The following is a 17122-nucleotide window of genomic DNA, read 5'->3' on the forward strand; positions in this document are numbered from 1 at the left end:
GGCCATGCACAGTTACGATTTCGCACTGCTGGTGGCGTTCTTCGCCCTGGTACTGGTGCCGGCACCTTTCCTGGGCCGCTTCTACCACAAGGTCATGGAAGGCCAGCGGACCTGGCTGTCACCTGTGCTCGGCCCGGTCGAGCAGGCCTGTTACCGGCTGGCGGGTGTGCGCAGCAGCCAGGAACAGAACTGGCAGCAGTACAGCCTGGCCCTGCTGGCCTTCAACCTGGCCGGGTTCCTGCTGCTGTTCGCCGTGTTGCTGCTGCAGGGCTACCTGCCCTTGAATCCGCAGCACCTGCCCGGGCAAGAGTGGTCGCTGGCGTTCAACACCGCTGTCAGCTTCGTCACCAACACCAACTGGCAGGCCTATAGCGGTGAGGCGTCGGTCAGCTACCTGAGCCAGATGCTCGGCCTGACCGTGCAGAACTTCGTCAGCGCCGCCACCGGCCTGGCCGTGCTGGTCGCCCTGTGCCGTGGCATCGCCCGGCGCAGCGCGACGACGCTGGGCAACTTCTGGGTCGACATGACCCGTGCCACCCTCTACGGCCTGCTGCCACTGTGCCTGCTGCTGGCGCTGCTGCTGGTGTGGCAGGGCGTGCCGCAGACCCTGGCCGATTACGCTCATGCAATCACCCTGCAAGGCAGCGAACAAACCATCCCGCTGGGCCCGGCCGCCAGCCAGATCGCCATCAAGCAACTGGGTACCAATGGCGGTGGCTTCTTCGGTGTCAACTCGGCGCACCCGTTCGAGAACCCCACGGCCTGGAGCAACCTGTTCGAGGTGGCGTCGATCATCCTCATTCCGGCGGCGCTGGTGTTCACCTTTGGCCACTACGTGAAGGACCTGCGCCAGAGCCGCGCCATCCTCGCCTGCATGCTGGCCCTGTTCCTGATCGGCGGTAGCACGGCGTTGTGGTCCGAGCACCAGCCCAACCCGGCCCTGGACAGCGCGCAGGTACAGCAGAGTGCGCCGCTGGAGGGCAAGGAAAGCCGCTTTGGCACCACCGGCTCGGTGCTGTGGACGGTGACTACCACAGCGGCCTCCAACGGTTCGGTCAATGCCATGCACGACAGCCTCAACCCCCTCACCGGGATGGTGGCGATGGTCAACATGATGGTCGGCGAGGTGATCTTCGGCGGTGTCGGTGCTGGGCTGTACGGCATGCTGCTGTTCGTGTTGATCGCGGTGTTCCTGGCGGGGCTGATGATTGGCCGCACCCCGGAATACCTGGGCAAGAAGCTGCAGGCCCGCGAGGTGCAACTGCTGGTGGCTACCCTGCTGGTGATGCCGGTCGGCGTGCTGGTGCTCGGTGCCATCGCCGCCAGTCTGCCTGGCCCGGCGACTGCGGTGAGCAACCCCGGTGCACATGGTTTCAGCCAGTTGCTGTACGCCTACACCTCGGGTGCCGCCAACAACGGCTCGGCCTTTGCCGGCTTCGGCGCCGGCACGGTGTTCCACAACCTGATGATCGGCCTGGCCATGCTCATCGGCCGCTTCGGCTACATCCTGCCGGTGCTGGCTTTGGCCGGCAGCCTGGCGGCGAAGAAAAGCGCGCCCCAGGGGCTGAACAGCTTCCCCACCCATGGCCCGCTGTTCACTGGCCTGCTGCTGGTGACCATTCTGCTGGTCGGTGGCCTGACCTTCCTGCCGGCCCTGGCCCTTGGGCCGATTGCCGAACACCTGAGCCTGGGTTTTTGAGGATCGACCATGAACATGCCTATTCCTGAAGTGCAAACCCGCCACAGTGCCAAGGACCAGACCCGTTTCGCCGCACTGTGGCGCCCGGCGCTGGTGCAGGCCTTCGTCAAGCTCGACCCGCGTCAGCTCAAGCGCTCGCCGGTGATGCTGGTGGTCGCCCTGACGGCGTTATTGACCACCGTCCTGTGCGCCGTGCCTGGCAGTGGCGTCAGCACCGGCGTAGCCGTGCAGATCGCCCTGTGGCTGTGGTTCACGGTGTTGTTCGCCAACTTCGCCGAAGCCCTGGCCGAAGGCCGTGGCAAGGCCCGCGCCGACAGCCTCAAGGCCGGCAGCCAGGGCTTGACTGCGCAACGCCGCAAGCGCGACGGCAGCTACGAAACCGTCGCGGCCAGCGCGCTGCGCAAGGACGATGTGGTGCGGGTGACGGCCGGCGAAATGATCCCCGGTGACGGCGAGGTGCTCGAAGGTATCGCTGCGGTCAACGAGGCCGCCATTACCGGCGAGTCGGCGCCCGTGATCCGCGAGTCCGGTGGCGACCGCTCGGCAGTGACCGGCAATACCCGGCTGGTCTCCGACTGGCTGTTGATCCGGATCACCAGCAACCCGGGCGAATCGACCCTTGACCGCATGATTGCCTTGGTCGAAGGCGCCAAGCGGCAGAAGACCCCGAACGAGATCGCCCTCGACATCCTGCTGATCGGCCTGACCCTGATCTTCCTGATCGTGGTGGTGACCTTGCAGCCGTTCGCCCACTTCGCTGGAGGCAGCCTACCGCTGATCTTCCTCGCCGCGTTGCTGGTGACGCTGATCCCCACCACCATCGGCGGCCTGTTGTCGGCCATCGGCATCGCCGGCATGGACCGGCTGGTGCGGCTGAACGTGATTGCCCGCTCGGGGCGTGCAGTGGAAGCCGCCGGTGACGTGCACACGCTGATGCTCGACAAGACCGGCACCATCACCTTCGGCAACCGCCGCTGCAGCGCGCTGCATGCCGCCCCGGGCGTCACCGCCCGTGAGCTGGGGGAGGGCGCCTTGCTGGCGTCGCTGGCCGACGACACCGCCGAAGGCAAGTCGATCGTCGAGTACCTGCGCCAACTGCATGACTTCATCGAGCCGGCCGCCGGGCAATTCGAGGCCGTGGCGTTCAGCGCCGAGACGCGCCTGTCGGGCATCGACTTCCAGCAGCACCGTTACCGCAAGGGTGCCGTCGATGCCGTGCTGGCGTTCGTCGGCATGCAACGCCTGGAAATGCCGCCGGCGCTGGCCCGTGAAGTGGAGCGCATCGCCCAGAGCGGTGGCACGCCGTTGCTGGTGTGCCTGGACAAGCGCCTGCTCGGTGTGATCCACCTCAAGGACATGGTCAAGCCCGGTATTCGCGAGCGCTTCGCCGAGCTGCGCAAGCTTGGCATCCGCACGGTCATGGTGACCGGCGACAACCCGCTGACCGCTGCCGCCATTGCCGCCGAGGCCGGCGTGGATGACGTGCTGGCCGAGGCCACGCCGGAGAAGAAGCTGGCCCGCATCCGCCAGGAGCAGAACGACGGCCGCCTGGTGGCCATGTGCGGCGACGGCGCCAACGACGCCCCGGCCCTGGCCCAGGCTGACGTGGGCATGGCCATGAACGACGGCACCCAGGCCGCGCGCGAGGCGGCCAACATGGTCGACCTGGACAGTGACCCGACCAAGCTGCTGGACGTGGTCCAGGTCGGCAAGGAACTGCTGGTCACCCGCGGTGCGCTGACCACCTTTTCCATCGCCAACGACGTGGCCAAGTACTTCGCCATCCTGCCGGCGCTGTTCGCTGCCATCTACCCGCAGCTGGGCGTGCTCAACCTGATGCACCTGGCCAGCCCGCAGAGCGCGATCCTCTCGGCCATCGTGTTCAACGCGCTGATCATCATCGTGCTGATCCCGCTGGCGCTGCGCGGCGTGCGGGTGCAGGCCGCCAGTGCGGCGCACCTGCTGCGGCGCAACCTGCTGATCTACGGGCTGGGCGGCATCGTCGTGCCGTTTGCCGGGATCAAGCTGATCGATCTGCTGCTCACTGCCCTGCACCTGGTCTGAGGAGGCCATCATGAACGCCTATGTCCGCCCGGCGCTGAGCCTGGCCTTGTTGATGACCCTTCTGACTGGCGCACTGTATCCGCTGGCGGTGACCGGGATTGCCCAGCTGGCATTCCCCAGCCAGGCCAACGGCAGCCTGGTGCGCGATGACCAGGGCCAGGTACGCGGTTCGGCGCTGATCGCCCAGGATTTCCACGGCGATGGCTGGTTCCATTCACGCCCTTCGGCAGGCGCATTCGCCACCGTGGCCAGCAGCGCCAGCAACCTGTCGCCGAGCAACCCGGCGCTGGCCGAGCGGGTCAAGGGTGCTGCGGCAGCGCAGTATCAGGCGCAGCAGGGGCCGGTGCCCCAGGCGCTGCTGACCACCTCGGGCAGTGGCCTCGACCCGCACCTGCCACCGGAAGCCGTGGCCTACCAGATTCCACGGGTGGCGGCGGCGCGGCAACTGCCGGTAGAGCGCTTGCAAGGCTTGCTCGAAGACGCCACCCTGCAACCATTGGTTGGCCCGCCGGTGGTCAATGTGCTGGCTTTGAACCAGGCCTTGGAAAACCTCAGCCATTGATAGATGACTTGAGGGGCTAGCAGGGACCCCTGTGGGAGCGGGTTCACCCGCGAATGCGATAGTGGTGCCACCATCGTATTCGCGGGTGAACCCGCTCCCACAGGTACGGTGTTTGTCCCTGGATTTGCTGCTTGCTGGAAATAGCAAAGGATGAAAGATGAGTGACTCCACCCGCGCAGACGCGCTGTTGGCTACCCTCGCGCAAACCGGCCGCGGCCGGTTGAAGGTGTTTCTCGGCGCCGCTCCCGGCGTCGGCAAGACCTTCGCCATGCTCCAGGCCGCCCACGCCCAGCAACGCCAGGGCGTGCAAGTAGTGGCCGGGGTGGTCGAAACCCACGGCCGCGCCGAAACCGAGGCGCTGCTCGGTGGCCTGCAGCAGCAGCCCATGCTGCGCAGCCAGTATCGCGGCGTCACCCTCGAGGAAATGGACCTCGATGGCTTGCTGAAGGCCGCGCCAGCCCTGGTGCTGGTCGACGAGCTGGCCCACACCAACGCGCCCGGCAGCCGCCACGTCAAGCGCTGGCAGGATGTTCAGGAGCTGCTGGCCGCCGGCATCGACGTGTACACCACGGTCAACGTCCAGCACCTGGAAAGCCTCAACGACAAGGTCCGCGACATCACCGGCGTGCAAGTGCGCGAAACCCTGCCGGACTGGGTGCTGCAGGAAGCCTTCGAGCTGGTGCTGATCGACCTGCCACCGCGCGAACTGCTCGAGCGCCTGCGCGAAGGCAAGGTGTACGTGCCCGAGCAGGCGCGCGCCGCCATCGACGCGTTCTTCTCGCAAACCAACCTCACTGCCTTGCGTGAGCTGGCCATGCAGACTGCCGCTGCCCAGGTGGATGCCGACCTGGCGCACGGCTATCGCCAGCGCGGGCAGGAGGCTCCGGCACTGCGCGGGCGCCTGCTGGTGGGGGTGGATGGTGACGACCAGGCCGAACGCCTGGTACGCCATGCCAGCCGGGTGGCGCAGCGCCGCCACCTGCCGTGGAGCCTGGTGCACGTGGACAATGGCCGTTTGCGCGACGAAACCGCGCGGCAGCGCCTGCTGGCGGCCCAGCAACTGGCCGAGCGCCTGGGTGGCGAAGTGGTGCTGTTGCGCGCCGGCGAAGTGGCGGCCACATTGATCCAGCATGCCACCGAGCGGCGCGCCAGCCTGGTGCTGGTCGGGCAGTCGCGCAACCGCTTGCGCCGGCGCCTGTTCGGGGCCGGTGTGGCCGCGCGCTTGCTGCGGGACAGCCACGGCCTGGAAATCAACGTGCTCGACCGTGACGTGCAGCCGCAGGCGCCGCGTCTGGCGGTGCGGCAGGTGTGGGTCTGGCGCCATTACCTGCTGGCACTGCTGGCGACCCTCCTGGCGGCGGGCCTGGCCTGGGCGGTGTCGAGCGTACTGGCGTTGCCCAATATCTCGCTGGTATTCCTCGCCGCCGTGTTGCTGGTGGCAGTGCGCAGCAGCCTGGGGCCTGCCCTGGCCTGCGCCGCGCTGTCGTTCCTGGCCTACGATTTCCTGTTCATCCCGCCCAACTTCTCGTTCACCATCCAGCGCGAAGAAGACGTGCTGACCCTGCTGTTCTTCCTGCTGATGGCCGCCCTCACCGGCAACCTGGCCGCGCGCCAGCGCCGCCAGTTGCAGGCGCTGCGCGAAACCCAGGCGCAGACCAGCCAGTTGCTCGACCTGTCGCGTCGGCTGACGGTGGCCACCGACCGCCAGGCGGTGCTCAACGCCGCCGCGCAGTACCTGGACGGATGGCAGGATGCGCAGGTATGCCTGCTGGAGCGCAATGCCGAAGGCCAGTTGCAGGTGGCCAGTGGCATTGCCCATGCCTTCAGCGACAACGAACGCGCCGCAGCCGAATGGGCCTGGCAGCATGGCCAGGCCGCCGGCCATGGCAGCGATACCCTGCCCAATGGCTGTTGGTGGTGGTGGCCGCTGGCGGTGGACGAACAGCCCCTGGCCTTGCTTGGCGTGCGCTCACGTTCCGGCCAGTCGCTCAGCGATCCGCGCCGGCGCTTGTTGACCGCCCTGGGCCAGCCGCTGGCCCAGGCCCTGGCCCGCGCGCGCCTGGCCGAACAGCTGGAGGCGGCACGCCTGCATGGCGAAACCGAGCAACTGCGCAGCGCCTTGCTCGCCTCGGTGTCGCACGACCTGCGTACTCCGTTGACGGCCATGCGAGGCAGCATCGACAGCCTGCTGGCATTGGGCGAAGCGATTCCGGCTGCAGACCGCCGCGAATTGCTGGAGGGCACGCGTAATGAGGCGGAACGCCTGGACCGCTACATCCAGAACCTTTTGGACATGACCCGCCTGGGCCATGGCGGCCTCAAGCTGGCCCGCGACTGGGTGGCCCCGGCCGACATCGTCGGCAGCGCGCTCAACCGCCTGCGCGTGGTGCTGGCACCGCTGCGCGTGCACACCGATGTGCCGGCCGAGCTGCCGTTGCTGTTCGTGCATGCGGCGCTGATCGAACAGGCACTGGTCAATGTGCTGGAAAATGCCGCGCGCTTCTCGCCGGCCAATGGCCGGCTGGAATTGCAGGTGTCGGTACGCGACGCCCGGTTATGCTTCGCCGTCAGCGACCAGGGCCCGGGCATTCCGGTAGCTGACCGCGACAAGATCTTCGACATGTTCTACACCGCAGCCCGCGGAGACCGTGGCGGGCAGGGCACCGGCCTGGGCCTGGCCATCTGCCAGGGCATGATCGGCGCGCACGGTGGCCAGATCGAGGTTGGCGAAGGCATCGATGGCCAGGGCACCTGCATCACTCTATGCTTGCCGCTGCCCCCTCAACCTGAAGCCGAAAGCGAAACCCCATGAGCCAGTCCGCTACTCTTCTGGTCATCGACGATGAACCGCAGATCCGCAAGTTCCTGCGCATCAGCCTGGCTTCGCAAGGCTACAAGGTGCTCGAGGCCGCCACCGGCAGCGAAGGGCTGGCCCAGGCGGCGCTGGGCAAACCCGACCTGGTGGTGCTCGACCTCGGCCTGCCGGACATGGACGGCCAGCAGGTGCTGCGTGAGTTGCGGGAGTGGAGTGCGGTGCCGGTGCTGGTGTTGTCGGTGCGCGCCAGCGAAGTGCAGAAGGTCGATGCGCTGGATGGCGGTGCCAATGACTATGTGACCAAGCCGTTTGGTATCCAGGAATTCCTCGCCCGGGTGCGCGCCTTGCTGCGCCAGGTGCCGCAGGCCGGCGGCTCGGAGATCGCCGCCAGCTTCGGGCCGCTGACCGTGGACTTCGCCTTTCGCCGGGTGACCCTGGACGGGGTAGAGGTGGCATTGACGCGCAAGGAATATGCACTGCTGGCGCAACTGGCCGGGCACCCGGGGCGGGTGATTACCCAGCAGCAGCTGCTCAAGGATATCTGGGGGCCGACCCACGTGGATGACACCCATTACCTGCGGATCGTGGTGGGGCATTTACGACAGAAGCTGGGCGATGATCCCACCGCGCCACGGTTCATCATCACCGAGGCGGGGGTCGGGTACAGGTTGGTAGCGCCAACCGCCTGACCGTGGGAAAAGCGGGTGATAGTGGCTGCCCTGTGCTGCCTGTCCCGGCCACATCGCCGGCAAGCCAGCCCCAGCAAGCTCAAGCCCCTTGGTTCAGGGCGCTGTTCTCGACTCCTGATCCATTTCTGCTGGCCACACGACCCTAGGCGCCAGGCGCAGGGCGAATTCACACCAGAGCACATCGTCATGGTCCTTCGGTTCGCCGGGGGGCGGCAGGGCTGAGGGGCCTTTTTGCATGTACGTGCAGATATAGGCCCAGGCGTACTGGTCAGCCCCCATCGTACTTAGAGGAAAGCGGTCGATTACGTTGTTCGTGCCCGGAGCTACGATGGATAGCATGACACCCCATTTGAATATGACTCCGCCGTTTGGGAGGACGCCGGTTTGTGACCAGCGTTCGGCGCGGACTTGGGACCAGTTGTAACTCACCGGCACGACTTTGCCTTTGTCGAATGGGTTCCACCATTGGTGTTTGAAGTTGTAGGCATAGATTTTGTGGCGGGCTCGGTTGAAACGGATGGGTAGATCCCTGGGTGGCATGATGTCCCAGCGAATAAAAACCGCTATACCCCAAGAAACCAACAGAAGTTCCAAGGCTGTTGCAAATACTGAGGAAAGGTCCTTGAAGTTTGTATGGGTGACGATGAGAGGCAGTTGGGTGATGTAAGAAATGAGTAATATGATTGCGAGTGCTGAAACTATGCCTCGTGGCGACATGGCGCTCCGGGGCACCTCAAGATAAACGCAATCCTGAAAATTTGGTGCCTGCTTGCCTAAGCTTGCTTCTAGCAAAGGACTGCACTCAGGAGCAGGTAAATCCTCTTTCCATCCTGTACACGGAGGGTTTAATAACGGACGGCTCATAGCTTATCGATCTCCCATTTCTGAATATTGTTTTCTTTGACGATGAGCTGCGCGAAGCCTGATGAATCCTGTCTGTCTGGCCAGTAAGTTACGTTAAGCTCAATAGCTTGAATGTTATGGTGATCAGTTAGCGGAATAGACGCCTGCAAACTCAGGTTTTTCGTTATATCGTTAAATTCTGTATGGGTTTTTACGTCGGATAAATCATAAAATAGGTCTTGTGGTTTTTGGTCTTTAGTTGTCGCCTTTGTAGGTATAATGCTGTCCTCTGTTAGGACTACAGTCCCATCATGCAGGCCGCCGCGGTGTAGGGTTAGTGTCCACTGGTAGCGAGAGAAGCTTGGATTGTAATTGGGAAAGTGTATGAAATAGCGTAGGTACTGGTTTGCAGGTACAGCGTTGCCATCGTCAAAAAATACAGAGCTGCCAGCTTTGACGTGCATGTTATTACTGAGAATGAATTGGATCTGGATTGAAACTTCCGCCTGTAGACCTATCACTGCGGCGTTCAAGCTGCCTATCGCTGTGTCCAAGTCTTTCGGATGGATCCATTGACGATGCTGTTGAGGTAGTCCCCATGTACTGTGCCTCGCCCAGAGCTCCGTTAATGAGGACTCTGCTTGTTTTGCGGATGTAGCCAGCGTATATGCTACCAGCCCTGCGAGGATGGCTATGCCTACAGGGCCGAGTAGAGCGCTGGAACCCACTGCAGCGGCAGTACCAGCAATTGCCGATCCGAAGGCCGCCAGGCTTGCACGGCGATAATCTCTCGCTGCTGCGAAGTCACCGTTTAGACGAGCCCTGGATCTTGCATAACTGTATTGGACTGCATCCATAACACCAGCAATGGCCGCAATACCGGCGCCATATCTAGCAATGCCGGTTCCCAGCGAAGCGGTGGTTACCATTCCCGGCCACGGTATCTTTGGGCGTACCACTGCAACAACGAGTCCTGCCGATTCGACACTTGCCCCCAACAACCCAAGCGACGAAGACCAGATCGCCGCCAGCGCTTCCGGGTTGTTCTGATGCGTTTCCTGCAACGCCCGATAGTTCCTGCCCAGGCTGTCCTGGTGAAACCACAGGCTGCCCAGGGCAAACAGCAAGCCGGCGCTGCCGCCACTGGCGGCGGCATCGCGCAGGCTGCGCATGGCATCGCTGGCCACGCTTTGCGCGGCCAGTGAGCTGATCTTCAACCCCTCCGTGACCTGTGTACGCAGCGTACCCGCACCGATCGCGATATTCCGTACCAGCGCCCCGACACCACCGGCTGCTCCTTCCCGCAGCTGTACCAGCCGCGCCTGCAGCGTCTCGGCGCTTTCGAACGTCCACAGCACCACCTCGATCATCTGGTTGCGATTGCCCGGTGCGGCGATATTGATCGCCCCGCTCAGCACCATGGCCCGCACCTTGCGCCTCAGGGGATCGCGGAACTGCTGGTCGATCTGCTGCAAGAACGCCTCGGTCCGTGCCTGCACGGCCTCGTCGAGCAGGCTCATGTACTCGCCCAGGGTCAGCGAGAGCCGGAACGGGGTCACCTGCTGCCCGGCGAACAGTGCCAACGCCGAGCGGTGCACGTGGCCGATCAGCGTCCTGGCCCGTTCACTGAGGTGCTGGCTGAGTGCGTTCCCCGCACTGTTGGTCGCGGCCAGCAACTGGCCGACGGCATCCTGGATCGGCTTGATCATCAACAGCTGGCCGTCGCCAGTCCCGGCGATGCCCTTGATGATGTCGTGCACCTTGCCGAAGTCGTCCCCGGACAGCGCAGCGACCACCTGCTGCATCAGGCCCTGGTGCTTGGCCAGCAGTGCCTGGTACAGCAGGCTCTGCTCATCTTCCAGCAGTTGCTGCCAGACATGCTGGGTCAGCCCGAGCGGCTGACCTTGCGCGGGCAGGGCTTCAGTAGGGCCACCGGCCAGGCAGGCCGCCATCATCTGGATGAAATACTCGACCGACACAGGGTCTGCCGCGTCATAGTCGAAGTAACCGATTTGCTGGAACGCGCGCGCGGCATAGTGCCGTGCATACAGCTTGCCGACCTGGTCGATCATTGCCTGCCAGTTCTGCAGCTCGCGATCGTAATCGGCCTGGAACGCGGCGCGGGCGCTTTCGTCGTAACGCTCCTCCAGGCGCTCGCGGGCTTCCTGCTGTTTGCGCGCGATGTTGCGTTCGCTCCTTGCCTCGATGTCCACCGCCGGCAGAGGCGCCTTGCCGGCCAGCGCGCTGTGGTTCCATTGCTCGACCTCTCGCGCCTCGCGCTGTGCATCTTCGGCACCCTGCGCGGCGGCGGTGGCGGCGTGCAGCTCGCGGATGCCCAGCAGCGCCTGCGAGGTGAAGTACTCGAAGTGCCGCTGCGGCTGCGCGCGCCACGCCTGCATGGACTGGACCCAGCCCGTGCGCTGCGCATTCAGCTCCATCACCATGCCGACCGGGTCGGGCACTGTCAGCGCCAGGATGCCGTTGGGCAGTTGCTCGCGCTGGATGGCGTTGCGCACCTGGACGCGGGTTTCGTGCCAGCGCCCCAGGCGGCTGTAGAAGCCATGCACGCTGGCATACCTGGCGGAGGAAAACGTCGAGAACTCCAGCACCTTCTCCAGGCCGAAGCGGAAGCTGTCGGTCATGGCGATGCCGAGGCTGGCAGGATCGTTGCGCGCGGTGTCCAGGTCCACCTCGACAAAGCGGGCGAGGGTGCCCGGGTCGCCGCTGGCGATGCCTTGCCGGTAGCGGTCGAGGACCGCCCGCGGCCAGGGGTCGTTGGCGAAGGCGATCCAGGCTTTGCGGTAGCGCAGGGTATCGATGTTGATGAACGAGGCGATGACGTCATGGCCCTCGGTGGCGCACCACTTGGGCAATGGCCTGGGTGGCGCCAGGGGCATCTGCGACACCGGGAAACGCTGCAGGGTCCCGGCTGCCGCGACCTCGTAGGCTTGCCAGATTTCCTGGTCGAGCAGCACGTAGACGTAACCCTGGCGCAGCAGGCGCAACTGGTCGGTGTGCATCGGGTGGAAAGTGATCTCGCTGTCGTCCGCCAGGCGATAGGGGCGCTCGGTATCCGGGCGCGGGGCGTAGGCTTCGCGCAGCAGCAGGATCGGCAGGCCGAGCCGTCCGCAGGCATTGCAGTGGCCATAGGTGTTGGGAATCTCTTCCTGCATGGCGATGTGGATGGCTTTGCTGATGCTCATGAGTAACTCCTTGCCTGCGGCAAAGCTGCGACGATGTGCGACCAGGTGCGGTCGTCGTAGCTGGCGAAGCGGGCCGCCAGGCGTTGCTCGCCGGCAGCCGCCTGTGCCACATCGTGCTGGATGGTCGGGTGCTGCAGGAGCAGTGGGTGAATCATGAGCAGGTGCAGGCACATGCACTGGAGATCGGCGCGGTTGCGCAGGCCCTGTTTGAAGGCTTTTAGGATCAGGTTCATGGCATGGGCGGGCGCGTGTACCGGCAAACCCGCTGCGCCTGCGAAGTGCCAGGGAGCATAGGTTTGCTGCACGGCATTCAGGCGACGCCAGGCAACGAGCAGTTGAATGATCTGCGGTGCGACGTGCTGGGTCGCCCTCACGGCTTCGGGGACGACCAGCTCGCCAGCCAATGGCTGCTGTTCAAATACCGCACAACTGCCACGGCCATCCGGGTGTAGCCAGCTACGAATGGGCCCGAGCACCTCGGCTGCGTTTCGCATGGTCACGCGCAGCAAGGCCAGGCGCACAGGCTGGAACCAGGCCGTGATGCCATGCGGTGGCGGTTGATGCAGCACCTGGCATTGCTGGCTGATGTGCCGGCCGATGAGGTCGGCGGGTTGCTCGCTGAGCAGCCAGCCACACACATGGTGCCAGGTGGCCGTTGCCTCCCGTGCGGCGCAGGTCGCGCTGACAGCGGCCAGGGCGGGCGGCACTGAGCCAGGTTGGGCCAGCTGGACCAGGGCTGGCCAGTATTGCGGGTCCTGGACCAGCCCGGAGCAGTCGATACGGGTTACGGCTTCACTGCCTAGCGCGTCGATGAGGGCCGGAATGCTCAAGGGGTGCTCGGGCGGACACCCGGCAAACGGGTCGAGCAGAAGATAGAGGGCGTCTTCTGGCCTGCGCTGCCGGGTGGCGAAGTCATGGAGGCGCTGTGGGAAGCGAGTGGCCGGCTCTGCCTGGCTCTGCATGTGAAATTCCTTTTCGACTAGTGCACCTGGAATGGCGTCCGCTGGGAGAGCAGAACACTAGCGAGGAATCAATTTGCAGGGGAGGTGAGGGCGTCCCAAAGGCTTGTAGGAAGTTTCGCTTCTTGCGTTTTCGATGGTCTTGGAGGCTGCCGGGCCAGCCACGATCAGGCCCGCGGCGGCTCCTTCTCGAACAGTTGGCGCATGACCTCCAGGTAGCGCCGCGCACCCAGCCCCAGCGGGCGCGGCTTGACCCAGATGATGTCGACCCACAACCGTAGGCGGCTGGCCATGTTGTCGAAGCGCACTTCCGCCAACGCACCCGACGCAATCAGCGGTTCCACCAGCGGCTGCGGCAGGTAGGCCCAGCCCAGGCCGGACTGCACCAGGTCCAGCGTGGCGAGGTAGCTGTCGGTCAGCCAGATGCGTCGCGACAGCACCATGCGCGGGTCCGAACCGGTGGCCTTGCCCGAGGCCACAATGATCTGCCGTTGTTCGGCGAAAGCCTCTTCGGGTAATGGTGCGCCACGGTTCTGCCCGGCGGGATGGCGTGGTGACGCCACGGCCACCAGCAACTGGCTGCCGGCTTCAAGGAATGATTCGCGCTCGTCGATGCCGGGCCGCTCGAACACCAGCGCCAGTTGCACGCTGCCGTCATGCAGCAGGCGAATGGCCTCGGTCTGGGTGGCCGAGCGCACCTCGATCTCCAGGCTGGGGAATTCCTCGGCGAGGATTTCCAGTGGCTGGCTCCAGCGGCCGGTCTGCAGCTCGGGCGCCATGGCAATGGTCAGGCGTTTTTCCAGGCCTTTGTGCAGCTGCAGGGCCTGCGCGTCGAGCAGGTTGAGCTGGCACATCACCTGCCTGGCCTGGGGCTCCAGTGCCAGGGCGGCACTGGTCGGCAAGGCCTTGCGCGTGGCCCGGTCGAACAGCACCAGGTCGAGCTCCGCTTCCAGCTGGGCGATCGCCATGCTCACGGCGGAAGGCACGCGCCCCAGCTTGCGCGCGGCGGCGGAGAACGAACCCGCCTCCAGCACGGCGAGGAAGATAGCCAGGGAGTCGCTGCTGAAAGCCATGTCGGCAAACCTGATGAACGGGCCGGAAATTATGACCACTCGCCGGCCCGCTTGACAGCCCCCTTACAGGCCTTCGCCCAGCACCCGGTCGATGCTGTCGACGAAGTAGTCGACGCTTGCTCGGGTAGTGCACATCGGTGGCTTGATCTTGAGGATGTTCAGGTAATCGCCGGTCGGCTGCATGAAAATGCCCAGGTCACGCAGGCGGTCGCACAGCGCCATGGTTTCCTCGGTGGCCGGCTCCAGCGTTTCGCGGTCGCGCACCAGTTCCAGCCCCAGGTAGAAGCCCGAGCCATGCGCGGCGCCGGCCAGCGGGTGCTTGTCCACCAGCGCTTGCAGGCGTGCCTTGAAGTAGCGCCCGGTGTCGCGGGCATTGTCCCACAGGCCTTCCTCCTGCATCACGTCCAGTACCGCCATGCCGATGCGGCAGCTGACCGGGCTGCCGCCGGCCGAGGAGAAGAAGTAGCCCTCGGCCTCCAGGGCTTCGGCAATTTCCCGGCGGGTGATGACCACGCCCAGTGGCTGGCCGTTGCCCATGCCCTTGGCCATGGTGATGATATCCGGCACCACGCCCTGTTCCTCGAAGCCCCAGAAATACTCGCCCAGGCGGCCATACCCGACCTGCACTTCGTCGGCGATGCATACCCCGCCACGGGCGCGAACCTTGGCATAGGCTGCGCGCAGGTAACCGGCCGGCAACGCAATGCCTCCGGCGTTGCCATATACCGGCTCGCAGATGATGCCTGCCAGTTGGCGGCCACGGGCGTCGAGGTCGGCCAGCTTGGCGTCGACATCGTGCAAATACTGCGCGGCGCTGTCGGCACCGCGGAAGCGGCCGCGGAAGGTGTTCGGCGCTTCTACCGGGTGCACCCAGTCCGGGCGGGTTTCCAGAGCCTGCGGGTTGTCAGCGATCGAGGTGGAGATGGCATCGGTGGCCACCGACCAGCCGTGGTAGGCCTCCAGCACGCTGAGGATGTCGCGCCCGCCGCTGTAGGCCCAGGCCAGGCGAATGGCCAGGTCGTTGGCTTCGGTACCGCTGTTGACCATGAACACCCGGTCGAAGCCTGCGGGTGCCAGCGCCAGCAGGCGTTCGGAGAACTCGCTGATGGCCGCGTAGTGGAAGCGCGAGTTGGTGTTCAACAACGACCACTGCCGCGCCGATTCGGCGACCATGCGCGGGTGGCCGTGGCCCAGCACGGCGACGTTGTTGAGCATGTCCAGGTACGAGCGGCCCTGCATGTCGATCAGGTAGTTGCGCCAGCCGCGCTCGATATGTGGCGGCTGTGCGTAGTAGTGCTTCTGCGAGCGGGCGAAGCTGGCGTCGCGGCGGGCCAGCAGGGCCTGTGGGTCCGGCAGCGGTTCGGCATCGCAGTCGAAGCCCAGCAGCGCTGCCGGCGACGGGCACAGGGCCAGCCAGGCCGAAGCATGCGACGGGGTGGCGAAGAAGGGCGGCTGGATGCTGCTGTCCAGGCACAACTGCACGCTGAGGAAGCCACAACTGCTACCCAGCAACTGGCCTTTGTCCACGACCTGGCCATCGGCGGGGGCGCCTTCCAGGCCTTGCAGCCACAAGGCCCAGTGCGCGCTGCGCAGGCAGCCACGGCTGTCGCCATGGCGCTGCCAGGTACCGCTTTGCGGCGCTTGCACCAGGCTGCCATTGGGCACGTGCAACTCGACGCCGAGGGCGCAGGTGGCGGGCTCTTCGGGGCGGTCGATATGGGTTTGCGACAGGCGATACTGGCCGTGCAGGCTGCAGGCCGGGGCCGGCTGCGTGCTCAGCAGGTGCTGGTCGAAGCCCGGTTGTTCCCAGTTGCCTGCCTGGTAATGCACGCTGAGCACGCCGAGGTCCAAGCGAGCGACGGGCTGCTCATTCAGCTCCGGGAGCAGGGGCGCGCAGCTGCTCAGGTCCGGCGTGGCAGGTTGCAGCCCCGCCGCTTGCAGGATGGCCACTTCCATCAGCGCGAAAGGCATGGCAGTGGCGGTGTCGAAGATTTCCCATTCATGGGCGATGTTGTCGCGGATGTACTGGTTGCCCGGGTCGACGCTGAGCTGCTGCTCACTGCTCAGCACCAGCACGGCGGCGCGGTTGACCACCAGTGGCCACAGGGCGCGTAGCTCGGCTTCGCTCAGTGGATTGAGCGCCTGGTAGGCGTGCACGGCCGGCAGGACGCGCAGCGGGTCACCCTCTGCGTGGTGCAGCAGCGCCGCGCAGGTTACCGACAGGTCGGCGATACGCCAGGTACGCAGCAGGTCGCCGAAATCGATCACGCCCTGCAGCTGCCATTGGCGTGCAGCGTCGCGGGCCCAGACCGCATTGTCGTCAGTGATGTCCAGGTGCACGGCCTGGGTCGGCAGTTGCCCGACCAGCGGGGCCAGATGCGCGGCTGCCACGGCGCTGGCCTGTTCGATACGCGCGCGGCGTGCGGGGTCGGACAGTACCGGCAACAGGTGCTGGATCAGCGCCTGTGCGTGCTGCGGGTCCCATTGCAGGGTCCGCGCCAGGCCTGGGTGGTCGAAGCCGGCGAGGGCTTTGTCCAGCCTGGCGCAGAGGCCGCCCAGCTCGGCCATCAGGTACGTCGGCATGTGCCCGAGGCGGGTCAGTGGCTGGCCTTCGATGTAGTCGAGCAAGCGAATGCGCAGCGCCTGGCCGTTCACGTCCACTTCCAGCAGCGCCTGGCCATCATTGGCCGCGCGCACGGCTGGTACCGGCAGGCCCTGTTCGCGCAGGTAAGCCAGCGCTGCATGCTGGGCTTCAAGTTCCTCCCGCGCATAACTGCCGTGGCATGCCTTGAGCACGAAGCTGCCCTGGGCTGTGTCCACCCGCAGGTTGAGGTCCTGTTGGCTGCCCATGGCCGACAGTTCGCCGGCAATCCCGTAATGGGCCAGCAACAGATCGCTGGCCTGGCAGGGGTCGAGCGCCGGGTTTGGCAGGCTGGAACGCTGGGCCAGGATGTCAATGACGGAGGAAGAGGGCGTTACTGGCTGGGTGGGCATGGCTCTACCGTGTTCGCTGAAGAGGGCGGTAGAAAATTTATGCGGGTTTTGATTGATGATGAAAGACGATAATCGTCAATTTTTCTGATGACTACGCGCTGATCCCGGTGGCCGACGATCGTAAAACTTATACAATACTTGTACAAATACTTTGTCTTGTACACATATTGGGTGTAGCGTAGTGCTATTACTTCGTTGGCTCCCCCCGTGGGACAGGTGAA

Annotated in this window: 10 protein-coding genes; 5 read left to right on the top strand and 5 right to left on the bottom strand. The window is 65.1% G+C overall.

Annotated elements, in window-relative coordinates:
• The first annotated feature begins 4 nt into the window (after positions 1-4).
• The 5 genes from kdpA to ACLEJP_RS12565 all read left to right on the top strand — a co-directional run bounded on the left by kdpA (position 5) and on the right by ACLEJP_RS12565 (position 7829).
• Positions 5-1699, top strand: a complete 1695-nt coding sequence (gene kdpA, locus ACLEJP_RS12545; protein WP_440806816.1) for a potassium-transporting ATPase subunit KdpA — start codon at positions 5-7, stop codon at positions 1697-1699.
• A 9-nt stretch (positions 1700-1708) separates the two neighbouring features.
• The gene (kdpB, locus tag ACLEJP_RS12550) at positions 1709-3763 is read left to right on the top strand and encodes a potassium-transporting ATPase subunit KdpB (protein ID WP_440806818.1); all 2055 of its coding nucleotides are present in this window, start codon (positions 1709-1711) and stop codon (positions 3761-3763) included.
• A 10-nt stretch (positions 3764-3773) separates the two neighbouring features.
• On the top strand, positions 3774-4325 hold the full coding sequence (gene kdpC, locus ACLEJP_RS12555) for a potassium-transporting ATPase subunit KdpC (RefSeq protein ID WP_440806821.1): 552 nt from the start codon (positions 3774-3776) through the stop codon (positions 4323-4325).
• A gap of 157 nt (positions 4326-4482) precedes the next feature.
• Entirely contained in the window at positions 4483-7137 is a 2655-nt protein-coding gene (locus ACLEJP_RS12560; protein ID WP_440806822.1) for a DUF4118 domain-containing protein, read from the top strand.
• A complete protein-coding gene (locus tag ACLEJP_RS12565) occupies positions 7134-7829 on the top strand; it encodes a response regulator (RefSeq protein ID WP_186688170.1) in 696 nt (231 codons plus the stop codon). The genes ACLEJP_RS12560 and ACLEJP_RS12565 overlap by 4 nt, the downstream gene beginning before the upstream one ends.
• A gap of 93 nt (positions 7830-7922) precedes the next feature.
• Here ACLEJP_RS12565 and ACLEJP_RS12570 read toward each other — a convergent pair whose 3' ends face one another.
• The 5 genes from ACLEJP_RS12570 to ACLEJP_RS12590 all read right to left on the bottom strand — a co-directional run bounded on the left by ACLEJP_RS12570 (position 7923) and on the right by ACLEJP_RS12590 (position 16901).
• Positions 7923-8693 (bottom strand): DUF6708 domain-containing protein, encoded by a 771-nt coding sequence (locus ACLEJP_RS12570; RefSeq protein WP_440806823.1) that lies wholly within the window; start codon positions 8691-8693, stop codon positions 7923-7925.
• Positions 8690-11875, bottom strand: coding sequence for a T6SS effector BTH_I2691 family protein (locus tag ACLEJP_RS12575; protein WP_440806824.1), 3186 nt, complete (start codon positions 11873-11875; stop codon positions 8690-8692). The genes ACLEJP_RS12570 and ACLEJP_RS12575 overlap by 4 nt, the downstream gene beginning before the upstream one ends.
• Positions 11872-12837, bottom strand: coding sequence for a hypothetical protein (locus ACLEJP_RS12580; protein ID WP_440806826.1), 966 nt, complete (start codon positions 12835-12837; stop codon positions 11872-11874). The genes ACLEJP_RS12575 and ACLEJP_RS12580 overlap by 4 nt, the downstream gene beginning before the upstream one ends.
• A gap of 164 nt (positions 12838-13001) precedes the next feature.
• Positions 13002-13907 (bottom strand): LysR family transcriptional regulator, encoded by a 906-nt coding sequence (locus tag ACLEJP_RS12585; RefSeq protein ID WP_440806828.1) that lies wholly within the window; start codon positions 13905-13907, stop codon positions 13002-13004.
• Positions 13908-13970: 63 nt separating this feature from the next.
• Positions 13971-16901, bottom strand: a complete 2931-nt coding sequence (locus tag ACLEJP_RS12590; protein WP_440806829.1) for an aminotransferase — start codon at positions 16899-16901, stop codon at positions 13971-13973.
• Between the last annotated feature and the right edge of the window lie 221 nt (positions 16902-17122).

The organism is Pseudomonas sp. SMV7, assembly GCF_052041995.1.
Taxonomy (GTDB): Bacteria; Pseudomonadota; Gammaproteobacteria; order Pseudomonadales; family Pseudomonadaceae; genus Aquipseudomonas.